The sequence below is a fragment of the Desulforhabdus sp. TSK genome (assembly GCF_022836495.1).
GTDB lineage: Bacteria > Desulfobacterota > Syntrophobacteria > Syntrophobacterales > Syntrophobacteraceae > Desulforhabdus.
Map to the genome: position 1 here is coordinate 25339 of NZ_BQXM01000023.1, position 25962 is coordinate 51300.

The 25962-nt window shown below is 55.3% G+C and carries 30 protein-coding genes and 2 pseudogenes; 14 read left to right on the forward strand and 18 right to left on the reverse strand.

All coding sequences use genetic code 11. The annotated features are described in order from the left end of the window. Nucleotides 1-987: 987 nt before the first annotated feature. From MWC30_RS13985 to MWC30_RS13995, 3 genes are all read right to left on the reverse strand, one after another. Entirely contained in the window at nucleotides 988-1227 is a 240-nt protein-coding gene (locus MWC30_RS13985; RefSeq protein ID WP_244084815.1) for a CopG family ribbon-helix-helix protein, read from the reverse strand. 412 nt (nucleotides 1228-1639) lie between these two features. Further along, the gene (locus tag MWC30_RS13990; RefSeq protein ID WP_244084816.1) at nucleotides 1640-1972 is read right to left on the reverse strand and encodes a type II toxin-antitoxin system PemK/MazF family toxin; all 333 of its coding nucleotides are present in this window, start codon (nucleotides 1970-1972) and stop codon (nucleotides 1640-1642) included. Then, a complete protein-coding gene (locus MWC30_RS13995; RefSeq protein ID WP_244084817.1) occupies nucleotides 1950-2150 on the reverse strand; it encodes an antitoxin family protein in 201 nt (66 codons plus the stop codon). Before MWC30_RS13995 ends, MWC30_RS13990 begins: the two co-directional genes overlap by 23 nt. Nucleotides 2151-2601: 451 nt before the next feature. Between MWC30_RS13995 and MWC30_RS14000 the strand changes: the two genes are divergently transcribed. Next, the gene (locus MWC30_RS14000) at nucleotides 2602-2949 is read left to right on the forward strand and encodes an AAA family ATPase (RefSeq protein ID WP_368860858.1); all 348 of its coding nucleotides are present in this window, start codon (nucleotides 2602-2604) and stop codon (nucleotides 2947-2949) included. Then, the gene (locus tag MWC30_RS14005) at nucleotides 2918-3268 is read left to right on the forward strand and encodes a helix-turn-helix transcriptional regulator (RefSeq protein ID WP_244084819.1); all 351 of its coding nucleotides are present in this window, start codon (nucleotides 2918-2920) and stop codon (nucleotides 3266-3268) included. Before MWC30_RS14000 ends, MWC30_RS14005 begins: the two co-directional genes overlap by 32 nt. A gap of 228 nt (nucleotides 3269-3496) precedes the next feature. Here the strand turns inward: MWC30_RS14005 and MWC30_RS14010 are convergent, their stop codons facing one another. Beyond that, entirely contained in the window at nucleotides 3497-3736 is a 240-nt protein-coding gene (locus MWC30_RS14010) for a CopG family ribbon-helix-helix protein (protein ID WP_244084820.1), read from the reverse strand. 496 nt (nucleotides 3737-4232) lie between these two features. Next, nucleotides 4233-4481: a ribbon-helix-helix protein, CopG family gene (locus MWC30_RS23010; protein WP_368860856.1), complete on the reverse strand. Its 249-nt coding sequence runs from the start codon at nucleotides 4479-4481 to the stop codon at nucleotides 4233-4235. 677 nt (nucleotides 4482-5158) lie between these two features. Between MWC30_RS23010 and MWC30_RS23015 the strand changes: the two are divergent. Together MWC30_RS23015 and MWC30_RS14015 are read left to right on the forward strand one after the other, a co-directional pair. Further along, nucleotides 5159-5410, forward strand: a pseudogene (locus MWC30_RS23015) (ISAs1 family transposase); the annotation flags it as partial. A 327-nt stretch (nucleotides 5411-5737) separates the two neighbouring features. Next, entirely contained in the window at nucleotides 5738-6559 is an 822-nt protein-coding gene (locus MWC30_RS14015; protein WP_244084821.1) for a PEP-CTERM sorting domain-containing protein, read from the forward strand. Between the two features lie 692 nt (nucleotides 6560-7251). Here the strand turns inward: MWC30_RS14015 and MWC30_RS14020 are convergent. After that, entirely contained in the window at nucleotides 7252-7491 is a 240-nt protein-coding gene (locus MWC30_RS14020; protein ID WP_244084822.1) for a hypothetical protein, read from the reverse strand. Nucleotides 7492-7665: 174 nt separating this feature from the next. Between MWC30_RS14020 and MWC30_RS14025 the strand changes: the two genes are divergently transcribed. After that, nucleotides 7666-7887 carry a hypothetical protein gene (locus MWC30_RS14025; protein ID WP_244084823.1) on the forward strand — a complete coding sequence of 74 codons (222 nt, stop codon included), beginning with the start codon at nucleotides 7666-7668 and terminating at the stop codon, nucleotides 7885-7887. Nucleotides 7888-7903: 16 nt separating this feature from the next. Here MWC30_RS14025 and MWC30_RS23020 read toward each other — a convergent pair. Both MWC30_RS23020 and MWC30_RS14030 read right to left on the reverse strand, forming a co-directional pair. Further along, nucleotides 7904-8163: pseudogene (locus MWC30_RS23020) on the reverse strand (DUF4160 domain-containing protein). Next, nucleotides 8156-8440, reverse strand: a complete 285-nt coding sequence (locus MWC30_RS14030; protein WP_244084824.1) for a DUF2442 domain-containing protein — start codon at nucleotides 8438-8440, stop codon at nucleotides 8156-8158. Before MWC30_RS14030 ends, MWC30_RS23020 begins: the two are co-directional and overlap by 8 nt. A 682-nt stretch (nucleotides 8441-9122) precedes the next feature. Between MWC30_RS14030 and MWC30_RS14035 the strand changes: the two genes are divergently transcribed. Next, nucleotides 9123-9353, forward strand: coding sequence for a DUF4926 domain-containing protein (locus tag MWC30_RS14035; protein WP_244084825.1), 231 nt, complete (start codon nucleotides 9123-9125; stop codon nucleotides 9351-9353). Between the two features lie 144 nt (nucleotides 9354-9497). Here the strand turns inward: MWC30_RS14035 and nadS are convergent, their stop codons facing one another. Further along, nucleotides 9498-9788, reverse strand: coding sequence for a NadS family protein (nadS, locus tag MWC30_RS14040; protein WP_244084826.1), 291 nt, complete (start codon nucleotides 9786-9788; stop codon nucleotides 9498-9500). Between the two features lie 567 nt (nucleotides 9789-10355). Here nadS and MWC30_RS14045 point away from each other — a divergent pair. The 4 genes from MWC30_RS14045 (at nucleotide 10356) to MWC30_RS14060 (ending at nucleotide 11974) form a co-directional block, all read left to right on the forward strand. Continuing rightward, the gene (locus tag MWC30_RS14045) at nucleotides 10356-10622 is read left to right on the forward strand and encodes a type II toxin-antitoxin system HicA family toxin (RefSeq protein WP_368860859.1); all 267 of its coding nucleotides are present in this window, start codon (nucleotides 10356-10358) and stop codon (nucleotides 10620-10622) included. 5 nt (nucleotides 10623-10627) lie between these two features. Continuing rightward, complete coding sequence (locus tag MWC30_RS14050) at nucleotides 10628-10948, forward strand: type II toxin-antitoxin system HicB family antitoxin (protein ID WP_244084828.1); 321 nt, start codon at nucleotides 10628-10630, stop codon at nucleotides 10946-10948. Nucleotides 10949-11166: 218 nt separating this feature from the next. Next, the gene (locus MWC30_RS14055) at nucleotides 11167-11508 is read left to right on the forward strand and encodes a nucleotidyltransferase domain-containing protein (protein WP_244084829.1); all 342 of its coding nucleotides are present in this window, start codon (nucleotides 11167-11169) and stop codon (nucleotides 11506-11508) included. Continuing rightward, nucleotides 11489-11974, forward strand: coding sequence for a hypothetical protein (locus MWC30_RS14060; protein ID WP_244084830.1), 486 nt, complete (start codon nucleotides 11489-11491; stop codon nucleotides 11972-11974). Before MWC30_RS14055 ends, MWC30_RS14060 begins: the two co-directional genes overlap by 20 nt. A 54-nt stretch (nucleotides 11975-12028) precedes the next feature. Here the strand turns inward: MWC30_RS14060 and MWC30_RS14065 are convergent, their stop codons facing one another. Both MWC30_RS14065 and ftsY read right to left on the reverse strand, forming a co-directional pair. Beyond that, on the reverse strand, nucleotides 12029-13210 hold the full coding sequence (locus MWC30_RS14065; protein ID WP_244084831.1) for a CaiB/BaiF CoA-transferase family protein: 1182 nt from the start codon (nucleotides 13208-13210) through the stop codon (nucleotides 12029-12031). Between the two features lie 289 nt (nucleotides 13211-13499). Further along, nucleotides 13500-14771, reverse strand: coding sequence for a signal recognition particle-docking protein FtsY (gene ftsY / locus MWC30_RS14070; RefSeq protein WP_244084832.1), 1272 nt, complete (start codon nucleotides 14769-14771; stop codon nucleotides 13500-13502). A 526-nt stretch (nucleotides 14772-15297) separates the two neighbouring features. On the opposite strand from ftsY, the gene MWC30_RS14075 reads away from it, so the two are divergent. After that, nucleotides 15298-15948: a class II aldolase/adducin family protein gene (locus MWC30_RS14075; protein ID WP_244084833.1), complete on the forward strand. Its 651-nt coding sequence runs from the start codon at nucleotides 15298-15300 to the stop codon at nucleotides 15946-15948. 269 nt (nucleotides 15949-16217) lie between these two features. Here the strand turns inward: MWC30_RS14075 and MWC30_RS14080 are convergent, their stop codons facing one another. After that, a complete protein-coding gene (locus tag MWC30_RS14080; RefSeq protein ID WP_244084834.1) occupies nucleotides 16218-18227 on the reverse strand; it encodes an acetate--CoA ligase family protein in 2010 nt (669 codons plus the stop codon). A gap of 70 nt (nucleotides 18228-18297) precedes the next feature. Further along, nucleotides 18298-18702, reverse strand: coding sequence for a thioesterase family protein (locus MWC30_RS14085; RefSeq protein ID WP_244084835.1), 405 nt, complete (start codon nucleotides 18700-18702; stop codon nucleotides 18298-18300). 587 nt (nucleotides 18703-19289) lie between these two features. Between MWC30_RS14085 and MWC30_RS14090 the strand changes: the two genes are divergently transcribed. Further along, on the forward strand, nucleotides 19290-19784 hold the full coding sequence (locus MWC30_RS14090) for a rubrerythrin family protein (RefSeq protein WP_244084836.1): 495 nt from the start codon (nucleotides 19290-19292) through the stop codon (nucleotides 19782-19784). A 66-nt stretch (nucleotides 19785-19850) separates the two neighbouring features. Here MWC30_RS14090 and MWC30_RS14095 read toward each other — a convergent pair whose 3' ends face one another. Further along, a complete protein-coding gene (locus MWC30_RS14095; protein ID WP_244084837.1) occupies nucleotides 19851-20384 on the reverse strand; it encodes a DUF1285 domain-containing protein in 534 nt (177 codons plus the stop codon). A 65-nt stretch (nucleotides 20385-20449) separates the two neighbouring features. Next, nucleotides 20450-20899, reverse strand: a complete 450-nt coding sequence (gene dtd / locus MWC30_RS14100; RefSeq protein WP_244084838.1) for a D-aminoacyl-tRNA deacylase — start codon at nucleotides 20897-20899, stop codon at nucleotides 20450-20452. 144 nt (nucleotides 20900-21043) lie between these two features. Between dtd and MWC30_RS14105 the strand changes: the two genes are divergently transcribed. Both MWC30_RS14105 and MWC30_RS14110 read left to right on the forward strand, forming a co-directional pair. Then, entirely contained in the window at nucleotides 21044-22444 is a 1401-nt protein-coding gene (locus tag MWC30_RS14105; RefSeq protein ID WP_244084839.1) for a radical SAM protein, read from the forward strand. 143 nt (nucleotides 22445-22587) lie between these two features. Beyond that, nucleotides 22588-22890, forward strand: coding sequence for a hypothetical protein (locus MWC30_RS14110; protein ID WP_244084840.1), 303 nt, complete (start codon nucleotides 22588-22590; stop codon nucleotides 22888-22890). 11 nt (nucleotides 22891-22901) lie between these two features. Here MWC30_RS14110 and MWC30_RS14115 read toward each other — a convergent pair whose 3' ends face one another. The 3 genes from MWC30_RS14115 to MWC30_RS14125 are packed head-to-tail and all read right to left on the reverse strand — an operon-like array spanning nucleotide 22902 to nucleotide 25561. Beyond that, nucleotides 22902-23324 carry a hypothetical protein gene (locus MWC30_RS14115; RefSeq protein WP_244084841.1) on the reverse strand — a complete coding sequence of 141 codons (423 nt, stop codon included), beginning with the start codon at nucleotides 23322-23324 and terminating at the stop codon, nucleotides 22902-22904. Nucleotides 23325-23345: 21 nt separating this feature from the next. Further along, on the reverse strand, nucleotides 23346-24170 hold the full coding sequence (larB, locus tag MWC30_RS14120) for a nickel pincer cofactor biosynthesis protein LarB (RefSeq protein ID WP_244084842.1): 825 nt from the start codon (nucleotides 24168-24170) through the stop codon (nucleotides 23346-23348). Continuing rightward, entirely contained in the window at nucleotides 24167-25561 is a 1395-nt protein-coding gene (locus MWC30_RS14125; protein ID WP_244084843.1) for a 3-deoxy-D-manno-octulosonic acid transferase, read from the reverse strand. Before MWC30_RS14125 ends, larB begins: the two co-directional genes overlap by 4 nt. Nucleotides 25562-25962: the final 401 nt, after the last annotated feature.

A 25962-nucleotide genomic window follows, 5' to 3' on the forward strand; every position in this document is an offset into this window, starting at 1 on the left:
GCCAGGCTGAAGCTCCGGCTTTGGGGTGCGCGCCACGTTCCCGCGTTTCTGAAAATCGCAGGGTGGTCTTACCGATCCCCTCAAGCGAGCCGGGAAAAACGCGCCGATAGGATGCGCCACCATCCCATTGAGGGTGGTTTCGGCAGGGCAGTGTCGAATTATTTTACACTTCTGAAGCAGAAGATGATCGACCCTTACCCCTTCATCCCCGCCGCAATGGAAAAAACTCTTCCATTTCTTAAGGGGATGATTTTAAGGTTGAAAAGGGCGGCTTAAAGCCTAAAATCGGCCTTTATTGGCAATAAAAATAATGGAATACAATTTGCTTGGACAGAGCCCTGTTGCCTCCCTGTGGCCTGCAGGTCCTGCAAAGAAAAGAAACGCATTATTCCATGGGCGTCCCCTGCTTCCCCAGTAAGGAAATCTTCCAGGGCCACATGCATGACAGCGGCCCTGGTCTTACCTTTCTTGTTTGCGGCGTGCTCGATTTTGGTCAACAATTCATCCGGGAATTTTAATGGGATCGTTTTGATTCATATCCTCCGATAATACAGTCTTCGTGTTATGGTATTAGGACGCAGAATGAAGGTAAATGAAGGTAAAGGCGGAGTGTTCGGCATTACCGGCGAAGGCGTTCCGAATGGCGCACTACCTTCCGGAGAAGTGCTGAAGACGACAACCTGCGGCACACGATGATAACAGGAAGGTAAGCCCGGTTTGCCACTCGTGCCGGCCGCAATGGAAAGAACATCGCCATTTCTTAAAGGGATGATTTCAAGGTCAAAAAGGGTCTTTCAAATCCCGAAAACGGCCTTTAGTGGCAATACAAATAAGGGAAAACGGTGGGTTGACTTGGTCCGCGCCCCTGCCTCTGTCTAGTGCAGGATCTGCAAAGGGAAGAAACGCATTATTTCATGGGCGTCCCTCCCTCTCTTCGAGCGTTGAGAAAAGCCACCAGCGGTCCCGTGTCCAGGATAACCTGCCGCATCATTTTCCGTAGTCGTCCATATGTGTCAGATTTGTTGACAGATCCTCGGGGGCTTGCACGCATCCGGCGAGATCGCGTGCAAGATCCAGGCAGGAGCCCCCAGCCAGATTCCTGTTATCAGTAAGGAAATCTTCCAGAACCTCACGCATGACAGCTGACCGGGTCTTACCCCTCTTGTTCGCAGCGTGCTCGATTTTGGTCAGCAATTCATCCGGTAATTTTAATGCGATCGTTTTCATTCATATCCTCCCATAATACCGTCTTGGCGTTATGGTATTACGAGTCAGAATGAAGGTCCACACGGAGTGTTCGGCATTACCGGCGAAGGCGTTCCGAATGGCGTACTACCTCACGGGAAAGTGCTGAAGACGACAACTTGCTGCACAAGATGATAACAGGAAAGTAGGGCCGGTTTGCCACTCGTGGCGGTCGCAATGAAAAGAACATCGCCATTTCTTAATGGGATGATTTTAAGGTCAAAAAGGATCTTTGAATCCCGAAGACGGCCTTTAGTGGCGATACAAATAAGGGAAAACGGTCGGTTGACTTGGTCCGCGCCCCTGCGTAGTGCAGGATCTGCAAAAGGATGAAACGCATTATTTCATGGGCGTCCCCTACTTCCTATGCTCACACGAAGCGCAGGCTGGACCTTCACCTCAGTCCCAGCCACGCCCGCAGTGAACTCTCCAAGCTATTGGCATCCATGGCAGTTAGCCTCCCGATGACCTTCATGACTAAGCTCTGATGCACAGTATAAAGTCCCCGCTTCGCTGCGGAAGGTACATTCAATCCGGCCGCTTTCCAATCAGCAAGCACGAACTCGCCTGTCAGCAGTGAAAATACTTTGCTGGTCACCGGGACGATGATGAAATCCTGCGAAGTATGAGGAGCGTTCACGATCACGGCAGGTCTGATCTTAGATCCCGATGTATTCGAGAAGGGGTAGCGCACTAAAACGACTTCACTTTTCGAGTAACTCGGCATACACGTCATCCTCTGAGTTGTCCCAGACTGAATCGAGGGAGCTTTCGCTGGCCTTCAGCCAGAAACCCGGGTCATCGGACAGCAGCGTCACCAGAACCTCTGACCCTTCGGGAAGGTCGATCTTTTCCAACAACTCGATTCTCCCCTCATGTACAACGGCACGAATAGTATTTCCCATATCTACACCTCCACAGAAAGAGTACTAAACATTTCATTATATATTATTTAACATTCTCACACCATCATATCGGCGAAAGCCGGTATGATGAAAATTTGCCATGCGGTACGATTCAGGCTACAAGCGGGGGAATGACGTTTTCAGTAACATTCAAGACCGTTTTACGCGTTGAAGATTGAAAGCTTGATTTTTGCAGGAGCGGCCCTCTAATTTGTAGGAGGGGCACCATCTCTTTGTAGGACCGGCTTCCTTTTGTTTGTAGGAGCGGCATCCTGCCGCGACTGGCTCACCATCGCGGCAGGATGCCGCTCCTACAGGGATAAAGCCTACAATCCTTAACAAGTTAAATAGAAGAATAACCTGCTTCGATCCAAGGCTCGATCAATCTGTCAGAGGGTGAAATATCGTCAAAAACCTCCTGGACGCCTTATCGGATACTCCTGTCGCTTTCCTGCGGGGCGCAAGGCAAACAGGAAAGAGCACTTTTGTCCAAGAGATTGCCAATGGACCCCATCCGGCTCGCTATGTGACCCTGGATAATGCCGGCGTTCTTTCTGCTGCAAGTGCCGACCCCACTGGGTTCATTGCCGGCATGGAAAAGCCCGAGGTCATCGATGAGGCTCAGAGGGTCCCGGTTCGAGGAAACCGGCAAAACTACAGTGTACTTGGACGCGACCGGCATCACTGCCATCTCGGGAAGGGAAGACCGACAGTTGTTGCGGTTTGGGAAGTGAGAGACAAAGAGATCAGATTGGTGGAGGTGGCCTATGCGGGCACCCACGAAAAAGCCCCCTATTGAAAATGAACCCGTAGAACTGCGTTTCCTGGGGCCTTCAGGAAAGCGCAGTGAGGCTGTCGGAGCACTCAAATCCCTGGGGTTTGTAGATGTTTCCGACTCGATCCCCTGGCGGGAGTGTTTTGATGATGAACTGACCCCTGGCACAATGCTGGTTGGGGCAAGGGGCAAAGAAGGACTGACCCAGAAGCAGCTCTCTGAGCTTACGGGTATCCCGCAGCGCCACATCTCGGAAATGGAGAACGGTAAGCGACCCATTGGCAAAGAGATGGCCAGGAAGCTCGGAAAAGCGTTGAGAGTTGGTTACAAGGTCTTTTTGTAGTCAGCTACTTCAAAGGGGGATCGAGGGGGATTTTCAAGGTAATTCAAGAATGGAGCGCGAACCAGGGGGCGACCCTCTGAGAAGAAAGCAGGCTTCTGAAACCGCAGCTTGGCACGTCAAAAGCCGCGGCTGAATTTCCGCACATTGGGGCCATGGCCCATTCGTGGACCCTGCCCCGAGTGTCGAGGAAGGCCACCAGCGGTCCCGTGTCCAGGATAACCTGCCGCATCATTTTCCATAGTCGCCCATGTGTGTCGGATTTCTTGACAGATCCTCGGGGGCTTGCAGGCATCCGGCAAGATCGCGTAAAAGATCCAGGCAGGAGCCTCCAGCCAGGTTCCTGTGATCGGCAAGGAATTCTTCCATGGCTTCACGCATGACAGCTGATCGGGTCTTACCCCTCTTGTTCGCGGCGTGCTCGATTTGGGTCAGCAATGCATCCGGTAATTTCAATGCGATCGTTTTCATTCAAATCCTCCGATAATACAGTCTTCGCGTTATGGTATTAGGACTCAGAGTGAAGGTCAAGACGGAGTGTTCGGCATTACCGGCGAAGGCGTTCCGAATGGCGCACTACCTCACGGGGAAGTAATGAAGGCGACAACTTGCGGAACACGATTATAACAGGAAAATAAGGCCGGTTTGCCACTCGTGCCTGCCGCAATGGAGAGAACATCGCCATTTTTCTTAAAGAGATGATTTCAAGGTCAAAAAGGATCTTTAAATCCCGAAAACGGCCTTAAGTGGCAATACAAATAAGGAAAAACGGTGGATTGACTTGCTCCGCGCCCCTGCCTCTGTCTAAGGCAGGATCTGCAAAGGGATGAAACGCATTATTTCATGGGCGTCCCGTATTTCCCGAAAACGGCCTTTAGTGGCAATACAAATAAGGGAAAACGGTGGGTTGACTTGGTCCGCGCCCCTGCCTCTGTCTAGTGCAGGATCTGCAAAGGGAAGAAACGCATTATTTCATGGGCGTCCCTCCCTCTCCACATATGCGTCGGATTTCTTGACAGATCCTCGGGGGCTTGCAGGCATCCGGCAAGATCGCGTGCAAGACCCAGGCGGGAGCCCCATACAGGTTCCTGTTATCAGAAAGGAAATCCTCCAGGGCTTCACGCATGACAGCTGACCTGGTCTTACCCCTCTTGTTCGCGGTGTGCTCGATTTTGGTCAGCAATTCATCCGGTAATTTCAATGCGATCATTTTCATTCATATCCTCCGATAATGCCGTCTTGGGGTTATGGTATTGAGACTCAGTGTGAAGGTTAAGACGGAGTGTTCGGCATTACCGGAGAAGGCGTTCCGAATGGTGCACTACCTCCCGGAGAAGTGCTGAAGACGACAGCTTGCGGCACACGATGATAACAGGAAAGTGCGACTGGTTTGCCACTCGTGCCGGCCGCAATGGAAAGAACACCGCCATTTCTTAAAGGGATGATTTTAAGGTCAAAAAGGATCTTTAAATCCCGAAAACGGCCTTTAGTGGCAATATAAATAAGGGAAAACGATGGGTTGACTTGGTCCTCCCCCTGTCTCTGTCTAGTGCAGGATCTGCAAAGGGAAAGAAACGCATTATTTCATGGGCGTCCCCTACTTCCCATAATTTCATGGGCGTCCCCTACTTCCCCTAAAGAGGTAGGGCTACTCTTTCAAAATGCCAGAGAAAACGGATTCAAAGATCTTTCCCATAATACCTATGAAACTACGGATGGCGAGCATGGACGAATTGAAATCCGCCGCTGTACCACCACCGACGAAATTGAGTGGTTTGAGGACAGGCACAAGTGGGAAAAGCTTACCTCCTTTGGCATGGTTGAATCCCAACGAGAGATTGGCGAAAAAATTACGCGTGAGACACGCTTCTACATTTTAAGTCTGTCAGTGATCCCAAGACTTTTGCTCAAGCATCCCGCGGACATTGGGGCGTAGAAAACGGGCTGCACTGGTGTCTCGACATAGCCTTTCGAGAAGATGAGAACAGAATACAAATGGGACAGGCTTCCACCAATTTGGCCATCATACGACATTTTGCCCTCAACCTTATCAAACAGGACAAAACAAGGAAACATGGTGTCAAAGCCTCGCGAAAAAAGGCCGGTTCGGATGAGGGCTACATGCTCCATGTACTCAACCTGTAAGATTTCATGCGATAGCCCTACCCTAACTTCCCTCATGGACGTCCGTCTCTCTCTGTTTGAGAAGTCGGCAATTCAAGAAAAAACGTCGGAATACTTTTCATATTCGAAATAATTATATAAGTTACAGTGATTCTTTGAATTTTTCGATAATCATCGATTGTTTTTTCTGGCAATCGTCGGGAAACTTTACGAAATGTCGATGTATTCTTAAATTCATATTAGGAAATAAATTAATACATTTAGATAGTTGTAATGATTGGCACTGAACATGCGTATTGTGTTGAGTGAAAAGAAGTGTCAAAATCAATATCAAAGGGAGGATTAGAAATGAAAAAGTCACGCTTTTTAGCCTCGATCATGGGAATTTTTGCTGTTTGTCTTTTTAGTTCGATAGCTTCTGCTACACTTATCGACCTGACGACGAAGAATTCTTCGGGAACTGCAGTTGCGGATGTAGGTGGGACGTTTCAAGCCGTATGGATGAATCAACAGTCAACTGGCACAGGTGTGATAGATCCGTTTTTACGCATTCAGAAGACAGGTCAAGAACGCGGCTATAATTCGTCCCTTATTCCGCAGGGCCCGGGCCTGCTTGATGATTTAAAGGGCACCTTTACGCACGCACTTGACCTTTCCACTGTCCCCATTGTAACCATAGATGGGAATAAATACAGGGAGTTTATTCTGGATATTAACCAGAATAAAGGTAGAGATAATGAATTTCTGACTCTGAATCAGATTCAGCTTTTCTTAGGTCCTGATACTCTCGGATACTCTCTTACAGAAGCAACGGCGAGCACGGCGGCACTGATTGCGTTCGGTGGTTACAACGAAGTGTTCCGAATGAATAATATAAATTCTCCCACGCCCTTTAATTCCATTGAGCTTAATTATGCACTCAACTCAGGAAGCGGCGCCGGGGACATGCAGCTTTACATCCGCAATAGCGTGTTTGGAACAGCGGCTGCTGGCAATGTAATATTCTTTTCACAATTTGGCGTGCCAAACGGAACAGCTTCTTCCAATGATGGATTTGAAGAATGGGCCGTGAGGGTACCTTCCACGCCTGTTCCTGAACCAACCACCATTCTGCTTCTTGGCCTTGGGCTAGTTGGCGTGGTAGGAGTCAGGAGAAAGTTTCAGAGGTAAGAAGACATAATCGATTGGTTAAGAGGAAGGCAGGGTCAGAAATGATTCTGCCTTTTTTGATTTCAAAAGCCCACGATTTGGGGAAAAGGAATTATGCGTTTCCATCGTCAACAATGGAAAGGCCGAATTCTCTGACAATCTCCACGCCCCTTCGGACTGCCTTGCTGACCGCGGACTGAGTTAAACTCAATGCGTTGCCAACCTCAGTGCCCGCCATAGCGAGCTCCTTGACAGCCCCAACAGGCTGCGACACGCTTGGTTTTCACCCGGTCGGGTTCTTTGCCGGAAGACTTGATTCACGCCTCTACTAGAACGTCAAATAACCGTGAAACCCGAGTGACTATCGTCCGCCAATTGCATCCCAGACTCTTGAGACGACATTTCCGTTCCAGGAAGAAGGGGCCGCCCATGAAATAATGCGATTCTTTCGTTTTTAGGGCGTGTGCAATGCCCCCTTTTATCACCATGCCCTGAAGGTCAAAACAAGGGGACGGACCAAACCAACATATCGTTACTTCTCGAATTGTTGCTTTGAACTTGGATATTTTCCACCCTAACGTGCCCCCTTTGCCCGCGAAAATCCTTCTTTAAAACTCTCCTGCTCATGGACGTGCATTCTTCGCTGCTCTCTCCTCATGAACCGGGCGCATCCTGGGTGATATATTTTTCCTCCCTGCCCCACGCAGAGTCCCTTATAGATGCATGTAAGGAATTCCGACGGTGCGGTCTTCGCAGCGCCTCGGCGCGATGTCATTGTTGATGACCACGCCCAGGCGGGCGTTATCCTCGGCCGTAAAATCCCGCAGGCTTCGCAGGTCCCGCCCGCCCACCGTTGTGGTGTGTTTGACCTCCACCGCCACGAGGTCGCAATCCACTTCCAGGACCAGGTCCACTTTCCCTTCGGCGCCCGTACGATAGCTCTGGGCAATCATTGACAGGTGTGGACTGTCTTTTTATGATTTGGCATCTCCGATCTTACATGTAGCCGACAGCTCCTCCGCTGTGCTCTAGCGATGCGGCTGCCGCTTACATCAGGCATCCCTCATCCTGTGGTCTCGACATGCTGGGCAGTAAAGGCGTGTAGTATCGTTGTGGAAGTAAGGCAAATGATCAAAACAGTTGAAGCGATCATCGATGAGCAAGGAAATGTACGTCTCCTTGAGCCAGTGCAGCTGGCAGCAGCTCGGAGAGCACTCGTTACCATATTGGAAGATCCACCAGGCATATCCAGTGAGGAGACTGCTCTATGGAGTGAACCAGCTCTTGCCAAGGATTGGAATCGGCCGGAGGAGGATGCCGCATGGTCGCACCTGCAGCAGGAGCGGTAGTACTTATCCTTTTCCATTATTCGAGGGGGGCGATACTGAAAAGATCCTGCTGAGTCTGTGCTCTTTGCCAGTCCTCAAGGAGCTCCTGCTGGTGAATCGTTGCCCATTCGATGACAAACTCCTTCACGCGAGGCGGAAGTGACCCGAAAATAGCGATAAGCTGCGAATATCGAACAGGGCCACGTCGCCGCTGTACTCGGCATGGAAATGAGGTGGGTTGTGATCGTCAAAAAACATCTTGATAACGATTCCGAAAAATCGGCTGATTTCAGGCATAAATGGGCTCGCAACGTAAGGACGGGAAAACTTCTTCCGGTTTCTTGCCCGTTACTTTGAGATACAAGGAGTCAGGGCAAAGATCAATTTTGTCGAGCCAGACAAGCTCGCCGAATGAACCGATTTGAACCTGTTCGAAAACATGTGGGTCACGCCACAACGTGAACACACCTTTGCCGACCAGGTCAGAGAGGTCAACCACCCCACGTACACCGTCATCAAATGCCACTTCAAGGCGATAATTTCCTTTTACGGACACCTTCGTGATTTTGACCATTGTTTACTACCCTCTCGTTACCCTTATGAAAATTTAGGGGCCGCCCATGAAATGATGCGTTTCCATCGTCGACAATGGAAAGGCCGAATTCTCCGACAATCTCCTCGCCCCTTCGGGCTGCCCTGCTGACCGTGGACTGAGTTAGGCCCAATTCTTTGCCAACCCCAGTCCCCGCCGTACCGAGTTCCTTGACTGCACAGTGGGCCGCGATACTCTTGGCTTTCACGCGCTCGGGTTCTTTGCCGGAAGACTTGATTCGCGCCTCCGGAACGTCAAGTAACCGCGAAACCCGGGTGACGATCGTACCCCAATCGCACCCCAGACTCTTGAGACGATGTCTCCACTCCATGGCCTCTCTGGCCCCGACAAGAGCAGATTCAACAAAATCGCTGTCTCCCAGAATCCTTTCGTCACTTTTCATGCGGTCCTTGGTTTGGCGTAACGCCTGCAAGCTACTCCATCCGCCGGCACTTCGAACCAGAATTCAACATATTCAATACGAAGTTTTCAAGGTTCGAGCCAAAAACTCAGATGCAGCCAAAGGCAAGAGTGGCGGCTACCGGATGATCTATCCGGCATCAGAGCACGACTTCGCACTGTGTGGATCATTGAAACGGGCGAGAAACTGCCGCGTTTCGTCACGGCATATCCTGCAGTCGAGAAGACGATAGAGGAGTAGAAAGTGATCAGAGAGTTGGAATCCATTGTACTCACCCGCGGCATTCTTGAGCACGGTCTGCGTCGGGGGGATATCGGAGCAGTGGTACACTGTTATGAGGATGGAGCAGCCTTCGAGGTTGAGTTTGTCACCGCGAAGGGTGATACGGTGGCGGTCATCACGTTGGAGTCAAAGGACGTTCGCCCCATGTACCCCAATGAGATACTCCATGCGCGTGAAATCAAAGCGGCATAGATCCGGGTGTCTACGGGGAAATGAGAGATGCACAGTCGCCATGCCACGTCTCGAGCTCCGCACGCAAGACATGGAGCACATACAAACAAAGCGCCTCCTTGCTCTGAAGAGGGCTGAGGAAGCCTGTCGGTATCTGTGTCGCCTTTATGAATTGAGAGCGTCCATGACCGCTTTTGGATTCTTGAACGCAACTTTCAAGAGGGCCTTTGCGGGTCCCTCCGGTTTTCTTCTGCCTTGTTCCCAGTTTTGGAGTGTGGAGACGCTCACGCCTATCATGAGGGCGAATTCGGATTGGGATTTATGCAGTTTCTCGCGTACCGTCTTGATGTCGAGAGGACTGAGCTCAAAGCGGCGGCTTGCCGGCAGCTCCCCGGCTTTGATTTTCCCAGCCTCCTGGATGCTTTCAACCAAGTTATCGAAATCTTTTTTCTTCATTTCAGCCACTCCGTGACAAGTCTGCTCAAGATTTTTAGCTGGTCCGGGGTGAGGTCTTGCTGTCTGCTCTTCTTGTAAGCCAGAAGCATGTAAACCGTATCCCCGGGCGCGTCCCAATAATAAATGATTCGAAGACTTCCTCGCTTACCCGCCTGTGGAAGATTCCACCGGAGCTTACGCAAGCCTCCACCCCCAGGAATCAGGCTCCCGGCCTCAGGGCGAAGAACTATCGCCTGCTGCAGTTTTCGATAGGAATCATCAGGCAACAGGGCTTCTATTTCCCTCGTGAAAATCGTTGTCTCAATGAAAATCATAATTCAATATACGCCAATGACTGATATTCGGCAAGTTGGAGCCTGCATGGGCCTATTTTTGTTTTGGTTCCTCGTTCCCGGCGGCTGGTTCCGGCATCTTGAGTCCGCTCCACTCTCTACACCGTCAAGCGTTGAGGCGTAGTTGAATGACGGTACACTCTTGAGTACCGCGGTCAGCAGCCATAGCGAATGCCGTATATTCCCGCATCAGTTCGGACTTCCTCTCTGGAGGGTGATGCCATATAATGACACTATGAAGCTGAGCAGCAAGCACCTAAAAACACTGCATGCCATCTTTGAAGATCCTGTTCGTTCTGATGTTGAATGGGCAGGTATCGAAAGTCTTCTCGTTGCCTTGGCAGCTGAACTGAGCGAGGGGCTGGGCTCAAGAGTACGCGTCTATCTGAACGGGGTTCGAGCTGTTTTTCACCGTCCACATCCACAGAAAGAGACTGACAACGGGGCTCTCAAGTCACTGAGGCGGTTTTTGACAGAAGCAGGTATTCAGGCAGAGGAATAAGACCCATGCTGACGTACAAAGGGTACACGGGACATGTAGAATATGATGACGAAGCAGGTATCTTCCACGGAGAAGTCCTTGATCTGAAGGATGTCATCACTTTCCAGGGAAAGAGCGTTGAAGAAATAGAACAGGCTTTCCGAGAGTCCCTTGATGACTATCTGGAGTTTTGCGAGCAAAGGGGGGAAGAGCCTGATAAATCATTCTCTGGGCGGTTGATGCTCCGCCTGCCGCCGACCTTGCATCGAAAGGTATATGTTCTTGCCCTCAGAGAGGGCAAGAGCTTGAACCAATGGATTGCAGAGAGGCTTGAGAATGCCTGCTAATGGGGTAGTCGGGGTTTTTTCTTGGGGGGAAAGGGGTCAGGCTGAGCCGGCATATTGTTTCTTCTTGGATGTTTGTTGCAAGAGTGAAGTGTTTCGGCCACAAAACGCCCTTTTTAACCTCTAAAATGCTTGTTTCAGGCTTCCGTGTTTTTGAGAATATTTTGTCCGCCGAAAGGGTCGCATGATCGTGGCGGGAAAATGAAGGATACACAGTCGCCATGCCACGTCTCGAGCTCCGCGCGCAAGACATGGAGCACATACAAACAAAGCGCCTCCTTGCTCTGAAAAGGGCCGAGGAAGCCTGCCGGTACCTGTGTCGCCTTGGGGCGAGGGAGTCCTTCATCTTCGGGTCGCTGGTTACCGGGGGGTTCGGGGAGCACTCCGACATAGACCTTGCGGTCTCAGGGCTTCCCCGAGAGCACATCTACAGGGTGGAATCCGAGATAGAGGAAATTGTGGGGGGAATGCGCTTTGATCTCGTCTACCTGGAAAATGCGCCGGCCTACCTGGTGAAGAGAATCCGGGAGAAGGGGAAACGTTATGCTTGCGATCTTTCTTGATGTTCAAAACGAGATCCTGGAGATCACCCGGGAGCTCGAGGTCATGCAGAGGAAGATGCAGAGGTTCGAGGCGGCTCAGGACACAGAAGACAAGGATTCCCACATGAGGGCTATCGCCGGATGCATCCACAGCGTCTTCAGTGGGATGGAAAAAATTCTCAAGGATCTGATCCGGCACATCGATGGGGTGCTCCCGACCGGGGAAGACTGGCACATGCAGCTGCTGCGCCGAGCGAAATATTCCAATGAAGGAGTGCGGCCCGCCCTGATTTCAGAAGCAACGTTTCTTTCCCTCAATGTGCTGAGAGGTTTCAGGCATGTCTTCAGGGGAGCCTATCACACGAATCTGATCCCGGAGCTCGTCATCGAGAGGGCGAATGAGACCCTCAAGGCCTGCCCGAGGTTCATTGACGACATCAGGCTCTTTCAGATGAAAATAGAGCAGATGGAGGTGCGTGAGAGCTGAAGTAATCATAACCGAAATCGAAGGCCAAGCGTCAGTGTCCGAGCATTTTTCAGGTCAGATGGCCCCCCTGACCCGCAGCGCATCCAACTCCTCCTCCGAGTACTGCAACCCCTTCAAAATCGCGTCCGTGTGCTCCCCCAGTTCGGGGGCGTGGGTGCGGAGGCTCCCGGGAGTCAGGGAAAACTTGGGGGCGATGCCGAGTTGCCGGTATGCTCCCCAGCTTTCGTGGACGAGGTCCACCACCATCCCCCGCGCCTTCATCTGGGGATCTTCCATGACTTCGGCCAAGTTGAGAATGGGTTCGCAGCAGCAGTCGCTCCCTTTGAAAATCTCCGTCCATTGGGCCAGGGTCTTTTCCTGGAAGAGGGCCGCTACGGCTTCCTGCAGAACTTTTTGATGCGGGCCGGGTTCGAAATAGTCCGGCTGATCCCATTCGGGGTGTCCCACCGTCCGGCAGAAAGCCTTCCAGAACTGGGGCTCGAGAGCGCCGAGGGACATGTGCCTGCCGTCGCGGGTTTCGTAAATGTTGTAGCAGGCGTAGCCGTGGTTGAGAAAATCGTCGCCGGGGGACGGCGTTTGGCTGTCGCCCAGGAACTTGCCCCAACGCAGGCAGTGCCAGGTGAAAGCCCCTTCGGTCATGGAAATATCGATGAACTGACCCTTTCCCAGCCGTTCGCGGGCGAGGAGCGCCGTTACGATGCTGAAGGCCGCGTAGAGGGCGCCTCCCCCCAGGTCGGCGATCTGAACGCCCGACAGGGTGGGGAGGCCGTCCCTGCCGCAGTAGGAGAGCACGCCGTTCAAGGCCAGGTAGTTGATGTCGTGGCCGGCCTTCAGGGCCAGCGGGCCGTCGCTGCCGTAGCCGGTGATGGCGCAGTACACCAGGCGCGGATTGATGGCCGCCAGGGTGTCGTAGCCCAGTCCCAGCTTGGCCATGACGCCGGGCCGGAAGCCTTCCAGCACCACGTCGGCGTCCCGCACCAGCTTCAGGAAGATATCTCTGCCTTCGGGCGCCTTCAGGTTCAGGCTCAAGGAGCGTTTGTTGCGATTCAACACGACATGGAATCCGCTGTTTTTGCCGACCCTGGGCGGCCACCAGCGGATGTAGTCCCCCAGCTTGGGATCTTCCACCTTGATGACATCCGCGCCCATGTCGGCCAGGAGCATGGAGCAGAAGGGACCGGGAAGGAGGCGGGACAAATCGAGAATTTTGAAACCGGAAAGTGCACCTGAGGTCATGGTTGTCCTTTCGTGTGTGAGGCTGAGCTGGAGCGATGGAGCGAACAGGGGACGCTGAAAACGCTGACAGGCGCTGACTCACGCTGATGAAGCGAGGTGCCTGGCAGGGTTCCTAAAGCCATCTACATTTGGTGAAGTTGAGATCTTTCGATTTGATAGCGCCGTTTTCTTTGTAGGAGCGGCATCCTGCCGCGACGAGCCCGCCCTCGCGGCAGGATGCCGCTCCTACAGGAAGATGCTTTGAATCCTCAAAAAGTCCTCTTTAAAGGTGCAGGTTGTTGCCGGTCCCTTAAAAAAGGGCGCGGGCGAACTCCTCGGGGTCGAAGGGGCGGAGGTCTTCGGTGCTTTCTCCGATCCCGATGTAGCGCACGGGAACCTGAAGCTCCTCGCAGATGGCCACGACGATGCCTCCCTTGGCCGTGCCGTCCAGCTTGGTGAGGATGAGGCCCGTGATGCCGATGGCTTCCTTGAAGAGGCGCGCCTGGGAGAGGGCGTTCTGGCCCGTGGAGGCGTCCAGCACGAGGAAGATTTCATGCGGTGCGGCGGGCATTTTCTTCTGGATGGTCCGCTGCACCTTTTTGAGCTCTTCCATGAGGTTCACTTTCGTGTGCATACGCCCGGCCGTATCGACAATGACCACGTCCATGTCCCGGGACACGGCGGCGTCCATGGCGTCGAAGGCCACGGCCGAGGGGTCGGAGCCGCTCTTCTGGCGCACGACGGGCACGCCCACCCGTTCTCCCCACAGAGTCAGCTGTTCGGCGGCGGCGGCTCGGAAGGTGTCTCCCGCCACCAGCATGACCTTCAGTCCCTCCCGTTTCAGCTGGTGCGCCAGCTTCCCGATGGTCGTGGTTTTGCCCACGCCGTTGACACCGATGACCATGATGACCAAGGGGTGGTCGGCCCTGTAATCCAGGGGCGTCATGGACTGGGAGAGGATGCCGTCGATTTCGGCCCGCAGCTGCTCCTGCAGCATCTGGGGATCTTTCAGCTCCTTGCGCTTGACCCTGTCCGTCACTTTCTGTAGGAGCATTTGAGTCGTGCGCACGCCCAAATCCGACGTGATGAGGATCTCCTCCAGTTCGTCCAGGAGATCCAGGTCGATGGTCTTCTTGCCGAGGACCAGCCGGTCCATGCGCTTGGAAAGCTGTTCGCGCGTTTTGTGGAGGCGTTCTCGAAGCTTTGCGAAGTAGCGGCGCTTTTGCCGTTCGGGTTCTTCTTCCTCATCGGCCGGAAATGCTTCCTCTGGAGCCTCGAGTTCACCCGTGGGCATCTCCATGGGCTCGGGAAGGTCGGGGGATGCGGCAGGGGCTGCGGCTTCCGGTGCCGCGTCCCCCGGGGGAGGGGCTCCTTCGGCTACCGGGGTGGGGCTCTCCTTGGGTTCCTCACCGGGGAGAGGCGATGCGGGTGGAGCAGCGGGAGAGGGTTCTTCCGCTCCCCCTTGGAGGTCCAAAGTGCTCTCCAGGGGCTCGCGGTCCTCCGCCTCTTCCCTTCGGGCTTCCCGGTCCGCCTCCGGAAGGGCTTTCTCTTTTTTGCTCTTGCGTTTGAACCATTTGATCATGGAGCCGGTTTTCCTTTTTATCGTGTCAGTGAAAAAAGCCTGTGGGATCCTCAAGGACCGCGGGAATAACGCCGTTGAGTTGTTCGACCCGCCAAGGATTCATAGCGTTCCTTTTTGTAGGAGCGGCATCCTGCCGCGATGTGCACGCTGTCGCGGCAGGATGCCGCTCCTACAAGGAAAGCGGGGTCATCCAAGAGTATAAGAGGCTGTCTGAAAATTTGTTTGCTCGTCATTCCGGCAGTCTTTGAGCCGGAATCCAGCCCAGCGAAAACCCTGGATTCCGGCTTAAAGACTGCCGGAATGACGAAACAATGTGAATGCTTAGAGTGATTGACTCATTTTTTAGACAGCCTCTAAGGGACCGGATCCCCTCCCCCCGACCGGCTCGCACAGTGGGATTTTTCCCGCTCCTGTGCTACACATTGTGCCGCAAGTATAGAGGTTCAGTTCCCGGAAACACAAGGCAAAAAGATGACGCTCACGCCTCTGGGGCGCATCGGGGGGCAGGGCGGAGAGAGGGGAAAAGATGCAGGAAGAAAATCGACTGCGGTGCCAATTGATCGCTGTTTGCAAGAGGTTGGAACAAAAGGGCCTGGTGGCGGCTGCCGACGGCAATGTGAGCTGCAGGCTGGGACGGGGCCGTCTGCTCATCACCCCGAGCGGGCGCGCCAAGGGGGATCTTCAGCCCCTGGACCTGCTTCTGGTGGATGACCGGGGTGAGGTGCTCGCCGGGGCGGGACGGCCCTCCAGCGAAATCCGCCTGCACCTCCTCGTCTACGAAAAGCGCCCCGACGTGCAGGCCGTCGTGCATGCGCATCCTCCCATGCTGACGGCCATGACGCTGGCGGGAATGCCCTTTCCGGCCGACGCCCTGCCCGAGGTGTGGATGGGATTCGGCCCTGTGCCCACGGCGCCCTATGCGACGCCCTGCACCCGGGAAGTGCCCGATTCCATCGCGCCGTTCGTGGAGGACGCGCAGGCCGTTCTGCTGGAGCGGCACGGATCCCTGACGGTGGGGCGGGACTTGGGGGAAGCCTGTTCCCGCCTGGAAAAACTGGAGCACGCCGCTCACACGCTCTTTTATGCCCACCTGATGCGACAAGGTCCTCCCGAGCCTTTAACCCGGGAGGACCTTCGAAAGCTCGACCGCATCGTCGGGCGCAGACCTGCTGGTTGAGGATGAAACGATGCGTTTTGCGTAGGAGCGGCTTCCAGCCGCGACACCGGATGCTGCAACATCCCGGAAAAGTCGCGGCTGGAAGCCGCTCCTACAGTGTTAGCAGGGATATCCAAGGGGTGAAGGTTTCATTCTTGCGGACGATAGCATCCGTCCCCAGCCCAGTAGGGTGGGCTTTGCCCACCGTTCTGCGCCGAAAGCACTGGTTGGTGGGCAAAAGCCCACCCTACGCGGGAGAGCAATGTCTTGTTGTTGCAGTAGGCCCAGCATCACGCCTTGATGATGCGGGCGTCCACCACCACGATCCCTTCGGAATAGGCGAAGATGGGGTTGAGGTCGATTTCCACGATGTCTTCGTGCTCCTCTGCAATCCGCGCCAGCTTGAGGAGCCCGTCGGCGATGGCTTCCACATCGATCTTCTGCTGCCCGCGGTATCCCTTGAGGAGCGCAGCCGCCTTGATCTCTCCGATCATCCGCAGTGCTTCCGCACGGTCGATGGGCAGCATGCGCAGGGAAACATCCCGGAAAAGCTCCACCGTGATGCCTCCCAAGCCGAAAATGACGACAGGACCGAACTGCGGGTCGCGGTGCATACCCAGGATCAATTCCAGCCCTCTGGTGGCCATGGAGCTGACCACCACGCCGTCGATGCGGGCATGGGGGTGGCTGCTTTTGACCAGCTTCATGACTTCCGTGTAGGCCGAGCGCACATCCTTGGCCGACTGGAGGTTGAGCCATACGCCGCCGCAGTCGGATTTGTGCAGAATGTCGGGGGAATCGATCTTGAGGGAGACGGGAAAGCCCAGCTGGTGGGCCAGGTGCACCGCCTTGCCGGAGCTGTCGGCGGACCGGCTGACGATGCAGTCAAACCCCTTGGACTCCAGGAATTTGAGGCTCTCGAACAGACCCACCTGGGAGCGGCCTGCGGCGGTGGGAAAGGTGTACTTTGCCCGCTCGGCTTTTTTGTCGGCGGGGATCAGCTGGGCGAGCGCCCGGATGGCCCGTTCGGGCGTGGGAAAGACGGGAACGTCCCTCTGGTGCATTTTCAGTTTTTCCGCCCGTTCCACGTCGGCCCCGCCCAGGTAGATGATGAGCTCGTTGGCATTGGGTGTCACCACCTGGGAGGCATCGAGGATGGGGTCCCCGAAGATGATCCCCAGCGTATCGTAGTAGGGCCGGGCGCGCTGGATGACCTCGTGGAACATCTTGGCATTGGCGTCCCCCGTGAGATCCAGGGGGTTGGCGTGGATGGCGTGGGCGGGAATGACTCCCTGGATTGCATCGGCCAGCTCCGGAGGGAGAGGCGAGACCTGCAGCCCTTCCTGTTCGGCTGCGTCGGTGGCCAGGATGGCCGAGCCTCCCGACGTCGTGATAAAAAGGATGCGATTGCCCTCGGGTGGTTTCAGGTAAGCGAGGCCCTTGGCGAAATCGTAGAATTCCTCCAGTGTCTCGGCTCGATGCACCCCGTGGCGACGAAAGAGGGAGGAGTAGATGGCGTCCGCACCCGCCAGGGATTTGGTGTGAGATTCGGCCGCCACACGCCCGCCGGGAGTGCGTCCCGACTTGAGCACCACGAGGGGCTTTTTCAATGTCTTGAGGACGTTCTGAAACCGTGCCGGGTCCTTGACGCCTTCCAGGTAAACGGCGATGACGTGCGTGTTGGGATCCTCTTCCAGGTATTCGATGAGATCGATTTCATCCACATCCGCGCGGTTTCCAAGGCTTACGAAGCTGGACACCCCGAGCTGCTCCTGGGAAAACCAGTCCATCATGGCTGCCGCCACGGTGCCGCTCTGGCTGATGACGGCTACACGGCCTTTGCGGGTGAGCAGGGGCCACGACGCACACAGGGGATGGTAGGGGTTGTTGATTCCCTGGCAGTTGGGGCCGATGATCCTCACGCCACATTCCCGCCCCACGGCGGTGAGCTCCTTCTGCAGGGCATCGCCCTCGGCTCCCGCTTCGCTGAATCCTCCCGTGATGATGACCGCTCCCTTGACTCCCTTCTCGCCGCAGTCCCGGATGGCGTCGGGCACCAGGCGGGCCGGGATGATGACCACGGCCATGTCCACACTGTCGGGGATGTCCTTGACATTCTTGAAGCACGTCAGGCCCAGAATGCGCTCAGCCTTGGGATTGATGGGGTAAAGAGCCCCGGGGAATCCTCCTTCCACGAGGTTCTTCAGGACCACGTGGCCGAGCTTGTCGGGGCTTTCGGAGGCTCCGATGACGGCGATGCCGCTCGGGTGGAAAAAAGGCCATAATTCTCTGGAAGGCATGGGATGATCCTCCTGTGGAAGTTGCGTCCAGTCCAGATGCCCGAAGAGGGACCCTTCAGCGCACGGTGGATTATTTCATCTTGGCGGCTTTATCGGCTACGCGGGCGTTGAATTTGTCGGCCTGGATGATGAACCGTTCGTGAGAGGCTTCTCCGATCTTTTCGACTTCATCGAAGGCTTCCAGCTGGAAGGTCAGCTTTCTCCCGTCCACGGCGGTGACTTCCGTTTTGACCCGCACTTCCATCCCCAGGGGTGTGGCCGCCGTGTGCCTCAGGTCCATGGAAATGCCGACGGACTGCTCCCCGGGCTGCAGATGCTCGTCGATCAATTCGGCCGAAACCCTCTCCATGAGCCCTCCCAGGGCGGGTGTGGCAAACACGTCCGGGAGATTGGGGTAAAAACGCTGTGCAGAAAGCTCGGGGGAAGATTTGATTTTCAGCTCACGGGTCATGCCCGGCTTAAACGGTGTGCTCATAATACCTCCTCCTGTGGGTAGAAAGATTGCATCCAGTCCAAGTACATTAATGCATCGTTTGCCAATAATCAAAGTGTAAACGCCCGTGAGGAAGGGCCAAGGAATGAAGGACATGCATTCTGTAGGGTGCGATCTACGCACGAGTATCAGCCGGTGCGTAAAACGCACCCTACCCGTGCTGGAGATGGGGGGATGTCCTTTTCACTGGAGAGCGACTGGAAATTCGAGAACAAACATCGATTGACTTTGGATTCCCTGTTTCTTAACTTTTGCCTACCACAAATCGGGGGGCGTCCTCATTGGGTCCCATCCTCGTCAGAGATACATTTTGCAGAAGAACATGGTGCGTATACTCAGTACAGCGCTGCATAAGTGGGTGTCCCAATCACCATCCGTCATACCGGAGTGCTTTTAGCCGGTATCCAGTCAGTTCTTGTGGATTCCGGCTAAAAGCATGCCGGAATGACGCTGGTGAACAATGGCCATCTTATTCTGAACAGCTGTATTCAGTATACCCAAACGATGGAGCCGTTCCCGGATGACGGCGGAAGGGCACTTGAGCTGAAAACAATCAAAAGGAGAATAGAATGTCCAAGACGGAAAAAGCTTTGAGGGAAGCGTTTGCAGGGGAATCACAGGCCAATCGCAGGTACCTGGCCTTTGCGGAAAAAGCCGAAGACGAAAACATGTCGGGCGTGGCCAAGCTCTTTCGTGCCGTGGCCGCTGCTGAAACCATTCATGCCCACAAGCACCTTCGGACCCTCGGCGCGGTCAAGAGCACGAAGGAAAACATTCAGGAAGCGATTTCAGGGGAAACGCACGAATTCAAGGACATGTATCCCCAGATGATCGCCGATGCCAAGGAAGAGGGCAACAAGTCGGCGGAAATCAGCTTCACCTATGCCAACGCCGTGGAACAGGTGCATGCGGACCTCTATTCCAAGGCTCTCCAGGATCCTGCTAATTTTCCCGTCCAGGATTGGTATGTGTGCAAAATTTGCGGCTACACGGTAGCTGCTGCGCCCCCTGAAAAATGCCCCGTCTGCGGCGCCAATCCCAAAGCCTTTTTCAAGGCCGATTGATCCAGCACCCTGACTACCGGCGCGGAATGGGGGAAGCACAACGATCCCCATTCCGCGCCAACCGGTTCAGGCTGCCTGCGTTATGGGGTAGCGCCTGCCATTGAGCTCCAGAACAAACCCTCCGGTCGAAGCGTCTTCTTCGATCCATTCCGCCAGCTGGTAATAGGCGGGTCTTGAAAAGCGCGCCGGAAAGACTCCCCCACGGATGCGGCAGTACAGTACATTGTCCCTGCCCACGCAGAGGGTGGAAGGATCCAGGATTTCCCCCGTGGAAAGGTGCTTGAGGGACAGAAGGATGGCCTCTTCCTTCGGGCTTTCCTCGGGATTTTGAAGGATTTTGTCGACCCTGGCAATGACGAAGGGGGTATCGGCCACGTCCAGGCTGCAGAGACTTTGTTTCCATTCAATGCAGAAGGGGCTTTTCCCTTCGGAAGGCCCGCCGGGATTGAGGCGCACGCAATTGAGGAACAATTCGATAATGTCTTCTCTCACCAGTTTCGCGCCCCTGTAAAACCATTCTCCCTCCACGTCCACGGCAATGTCAGTGGGATAAAGCTCGCCGGATTGTTCAGGTAGATCTGGAATGTCGCTTGGATGCATGATGGTTCTCCCTGTGTGCGGTGGAAGTCTTCGGGACAGCTCCTGTTGGTTTTGAGTCCGTTTGTCTAAAATAGCTTCCGGCTGTCCAGGAGCAGGGTCACGGGTCCGTCGTTGACGAGGCTCACCTGCATCATCTCCTGGAATTTGCCCGTGGCCACGCGAGGCGAGTACGCCCGGATCTCTTCCACGAACTTTTCGTAGAGGACAAGGGCGAGATCCGGTGGAGCGGCTCCGGCGTAGGAAGGCCGTCTGCCCTTGCGGCAGTCCCCCCAGAGGGTGAATTGGGAAACCACGAGAATGCCTCCGCCCACATCCAGGACGGAATGGTTCATCTTGTCGTTTTCATCGGAAAAGATTCGGAGGTGAGCGATCTTTTCCGCCAGGTATCGCGTGTCCTGTTCGCTGTCGTCGGGACCGACACCCAGAAAGACCAGGAGGCCCTGCCCGATCCTTCCGACCTCTTCCCCTCCAACTCGGACGGTCGCTTCCAAAACCCGCTGCACCACGGCTCGCACGGTGTAACCTTCTCCTTCAGGCAAAAGAGGATCTTCACGGTTTGACCCGTGAAACCGAAAGGGGTATAAGAACCCTTCGTCGGACGATGGCCCCCGTGAATATTCCACAAGGCCGTGACACTTCATATCTCATTGACAGGCATTATGTCAAAAGCCCCTTTTATCCTCCTGGTCAATCCCTGGATTACGGATTTTGCCGCGCACGACCTGTGGTCCAAGCCCCTGGGGCTGCTCTCCCTGGGCGCCCTCCTGAGGGACGGGGGATGCGGGGTGGGACTCATCGATTGCGTCGAGCGCCATGATCCTTTCCCTGAGGAGGGGCCGGGAATCCTTCCCGGAACGGATCGGGAATACGGTACGGGAAAGTTCCCTCGAACCCCGGTGGAAAAGCCCCCGGCCTACCGTGAAATCCCCCGCCGCTACTATCGTTTCGGCATTCAGCCCGATAGCCTTCGCAGGCGATTGCGCTCCCTGCCCCGGCCGGACCTCATTTGGGTGACGTCCATTATGACGTACTGGTACCCTGGGATCCATCAGACCGTGGACATCCTGCGCGAGGTTTTTACCGACACGCCCATCTGGCTGGGAGGGATCTACGCGCGCCTTTGCCCTGAGCATGCCGCCGCAACGAGTGGAGCGGACGAGGTGGTGACGCTTGCTCCTGCCCTGCTTCCCGCGAAACTGGAAGCCGCCACGGGGTTTCGGGTCAGGAATGCCGGGTGCTGGAAGCACCTCGGGACATCGCCTTTTCCCGCCCTGGACTTGCTGGATCATCCCACTTATGCTCCGCTCCTCACCAGCGTCGGGTGCCCTTTCCGCTGCCCGTATTGCGCTTCGGCTATTTTGCAGCCCGGGTGGGAACGCCGAAACGCCCCCGACATCTACGATGAGATCCTCCATTGGCACCATCGATTGGCCGTTGTAGACTTTGCCTTCTATGACGACGCGCTCCTGCTTCGGGCTGAAGAGACGTTGCGGCCCGCCCTGGAACGTCTGGTCCGGGAAGGCTGCCGCTTTCGGTTCCACACGCCCAACGCCGTGCATGTGCGGGCTCTCAGCCCGGATTGGTGTCGTTTACTGTACGAAAGCGGGTTCACGACCCTTCGCCTGGGCTTGGAAACGACACGCCCGGACAGGCAGCGGGAGTGGGGAGGGAAGGTTGGAAACCAAATGTTTTTGGGGGCTGTGAAAAATCTGCTCGGTGCGGGATTTTCCCGGGAGCAGCTGGGCGTTTACCTCCTGTGCGGACTCCCCGGGCAAACGCCCGAAGAGGTTGCTGAAGCCATCCGGGTCGTGGCTGGAGCCGGAGCCCAACCGTACCTCTGTGAGTATTCTCCCGTCCCGGGAACCCCCATGTGGAAGGAAGCGTGCGCCGTATCCCCCTACGATCTCGCGGGTGAGCCCCTGTACCACAACAACACCTTTTTTGCCTGCAGACGCCCGGATTTCGCCTACGAAGACCTGTTGCGCCTGAAGGATTTGAATCGGGCATCGCGCCGGCGCCCGCTCGAGGCGGGTGCGATGCGACCCGGCCGTGAGGCATGACCGGATGCCCGCTGGAGACGTGGCTGCAGTTTTCCCTTGACGGAGTCGATATTTTGGTATTATTCTGAGAATTATCTTAACCCATTGTTATCGTTGTAGATTCTAAATGCTCAGCTTCGTGTGCAGAAGAGGTGCCGTGCTCCATGTTGTTTGATCCGGAAAATGGTTTGTATGTTTTTGAGGTGGCTCTGGGGTTTAGAGCCAACGGGCAAAAGCAAAGCAGCGCATCCTGCCTGATCCAGGCGGATGATCCTGAAGAAGCTGAGGAAAAGGTGATGGAATACCTGGCCAACCAGGATGCCGCCGAGAGATTCTGGATCGAAGAGATGAGCGATCCATATACCCTGGAAGAGTACCAGCAGCAGCTCGATGAAACCGAGAATGAGCCTTTTCCCATTCTGGATGAAATGACGGAAGACGAATTTGTTGATTTTCTAGGGTTCTAGCGCTATGCCTCCTACACGGTGATCAGCCGTGTGACCTGCTTGTTGACACATTCGTAAATGTCCTCATCGGTCCCATAAACTTCGACGATGCATTTGTGGTTGATGAGCGTCCGGATGATAAAAGACGTTACGTAAAGGCTGATGAAATTGGGACGCGCCACCAGGGTCCTCAGGTCTGCGGTCTCCAGCTGCACTTCGAATTCCTCTGCATTGAGCAGGGTTTCCAGGTTGAAATGAATCTGGTTTTCCATTTCGGCCCTGTTGGTCGTTTCCACCAATCGCTCTTCCAAGAGCTTCATGACGATGCGGTCGCTCAGTTCGTCGATTCGCTCGCGCAGCAGGTTCAAGGCATTGGCTCGCTGCGACTCCTTGGCATGGTCGAGCTTTGAAATGACGGCCGATTCTCTCACGTTGGGTCGATATTCTCTGGCCACGGGGTGCTCCTTTTCATTCTCTTAAGATGATTCGATCTTTTTCCCAGCAGGAGGGGCATCTCCCCCGACGGCATCTGCTGAAAATCTCATGGCTTCAGTCATGGTATTCTGATTGATGATGGCAGCCAGATAACCCGCCCCAAAACCATTGTCAATGTTGACGACGGCGACTCCCGGTGCACAGCTGTTGAGCATCCCCAGCAGAGCCGCCAGGCCGTTGAAGCTCGCTCCATATCCTACACTCGTGGGTACTGCGATGACAGGACGCTCCACCAGTCCGCCCACGACGCTGGGGAGAGCCCCCTCCATGCCGGCTGTCACCACGTAGACGGACGCCTCCTGCAGTTCATCCCAGATCCCCAGCAGCCGGTGCAGGCCGGCCACTCCCACATCAAAAAATCGCTTCACCCGGTTGCCCATGAATTCAGCCGTGACGGCTGCTTCTTCGGCTACCGGAACGTCGGATGATCCGGCGCAAAGCACGTGTATGGCTCCCTGGGACAAAATCGGTAACGGCTCCCGTTCCCAGGAGAGCAATCTCGCCTCGGAATGATACACCATGCCGGGAATGGCGGTCATGATGGCCGCTGCCTTTACCGCATCCACCCGGGTGATGAGAGCTCTGCTGCCGAAATCCGCCATGGCCTGGACGATGCTCACCACCTGATCGGCCGTTTTGCCTTCGCCGTAGACGACCTCCGGGTACCCCCGGCGCAGCCGCCGGTGGTGATCCACGCGGGCAAAGGAGAGGTTTTCATAAGGAAGCTTCCTGAGGAAATGCAGCACCTCCTCCAGGTCCTTCCGCCCGTCTTTGTATTCCCGGAGAAGTTCTTCGAGTTTACTCATGGCCGGTGCTCCGTCCCCTTCTGCCTTTCCGAGAGTGTGTCCAGGATCAGCGCTGCCTGGCGGTCTGCCGCTCCCGTCAACCGCTGGAGCGCCTCGCCGGCTTTGTCGCCGTGGGCTTTCAGTTCCTGCCGGTGCTGTATCCAGTAAGTCCACTGGTGCAGCAGATCCTCTGTGCTCCGGACCGGAAAGCTCCCTCCCAGGGAATGGAGGATATTATGTTCATCAATGACTTTTTGCAAGGAAGGACCGTAGAAAACCGGTTTTTTCCATGCCGCCGGCTCCAGGATGTTGTGGCCGCCAATGGGCTCGAGGGTTCCCCCGCAAAAAATGAGGTCGCCCAGGGAGTAGAGCTCGAACAAAATCCCAATGCGATCCACCAGCACGGCAGACGCGCGCCTCTTTTCCCGCCCCTTTTCGATGTCCGTGAGGAGCTGATGGGGGATCCCCTCCTTTTCCAGCCATTGGGCCATCTCCGGGATGCGATGGAGATGCCTGGGAGCGAAGATCCCCACGGTTTCGGGCTCCTGGCGGAGCAGTGACTGAAAAGCCTCGAGGATTCCGATGCATTCGGACCGGCGCAGGCTGCCGCCGACCACCACGGGGAGGTGCTGGGGAATGTCGAGGAGCGTCCGCCAGGTGTCGGCGCTTCCCGGGCGAGCCCGGAGGGGCAGCCCGTCGTATTTGGAGCTTCCCAGGACGGCGACGCGCTCGGGAGGAGCGCCCAACTGAATGACGTTCTGCCGATCGGTTTCGGAGAGCATGGCGAGAAATCGAAATTGCTGAAAAACAGGGAGGAAGAGGGGTTTGAAGAGGGCGTAGCGCCGGGCGGAGCGCTGAGACAGGCGTCCATTGAGGAGCAGGGAAGGAATTTGTCTTTCTCTGAGTATTCTGAAGAGATTGGGCCAGAATTCACTTTCCATGGCCACGTAGAGGTCCGGATTCAGCGCCTGGAAAGCTTTGTTCAAGACTGCCGGAAGATCGAGGGGAAAAGGAAAGACGAAAACCTCCCGGGGGAGTTGGTCCATGGCGAAGCGAAATCCCTGGGGCGTTCCCGTCGTGAGGAAGAGGGCTGCCCGGGGAAGGCGGCGGCGAAGCGCATGGATCGTTGGGACGGCTCCCGCCACCTCGCCCACCGATACGGCATGGAACCAGATGCGCGGGCTTCCGGTTGTCATGGGCGGGTATTCATAATGCCCCAGTCTTCCCCTCCAGAATAGAGTGTCTTCGGCGGTTCTATTTCGGAGGAAGGAAATCACTCCGTACCCGACGGTGCTCCAGACGGCGTTGTAAATATGCTCCAGGGTCTGCAAAGGCAGGTCTCTCGTGAACAGGCATCGGTCGATCGGTCTCCGAATGCCCGATTGAAAGGAATGGATGTAACTCGTCGTCATGGCTGTGCGCATCCAGGCCATTACCGGATGGCCACACTGAGAGCGTAAAGCATAAAAACAGTCCGGGTCAAGAGCCATCTCCTGCAACGGAGGCTCTTACCTTCTCAAACCAGCCGGGGGGCGAACAAGGAACAAAAAAGCCGAGCGGGCAACCGCCGTATGGGTATAAAATCCTGTTGGTTTTTCTTCGTGATGTGGTTTATACATAGGGGACCGTTGAGCAGTCCCTCTGCCATTTCGTCCGATCCTCATTTTCCAATGATTTGAATAGTTCCTGAAGATCTCTTTCATGCTGCCTCGACGGGATGTGCCGACGCACGGAAAGCTCGTCCATCCTGATCGTCGGGTCGCGGCGGTTGTAAAGGGCTCTGATTGCTTCATTCAGTGTTTTGGTGTGTTGA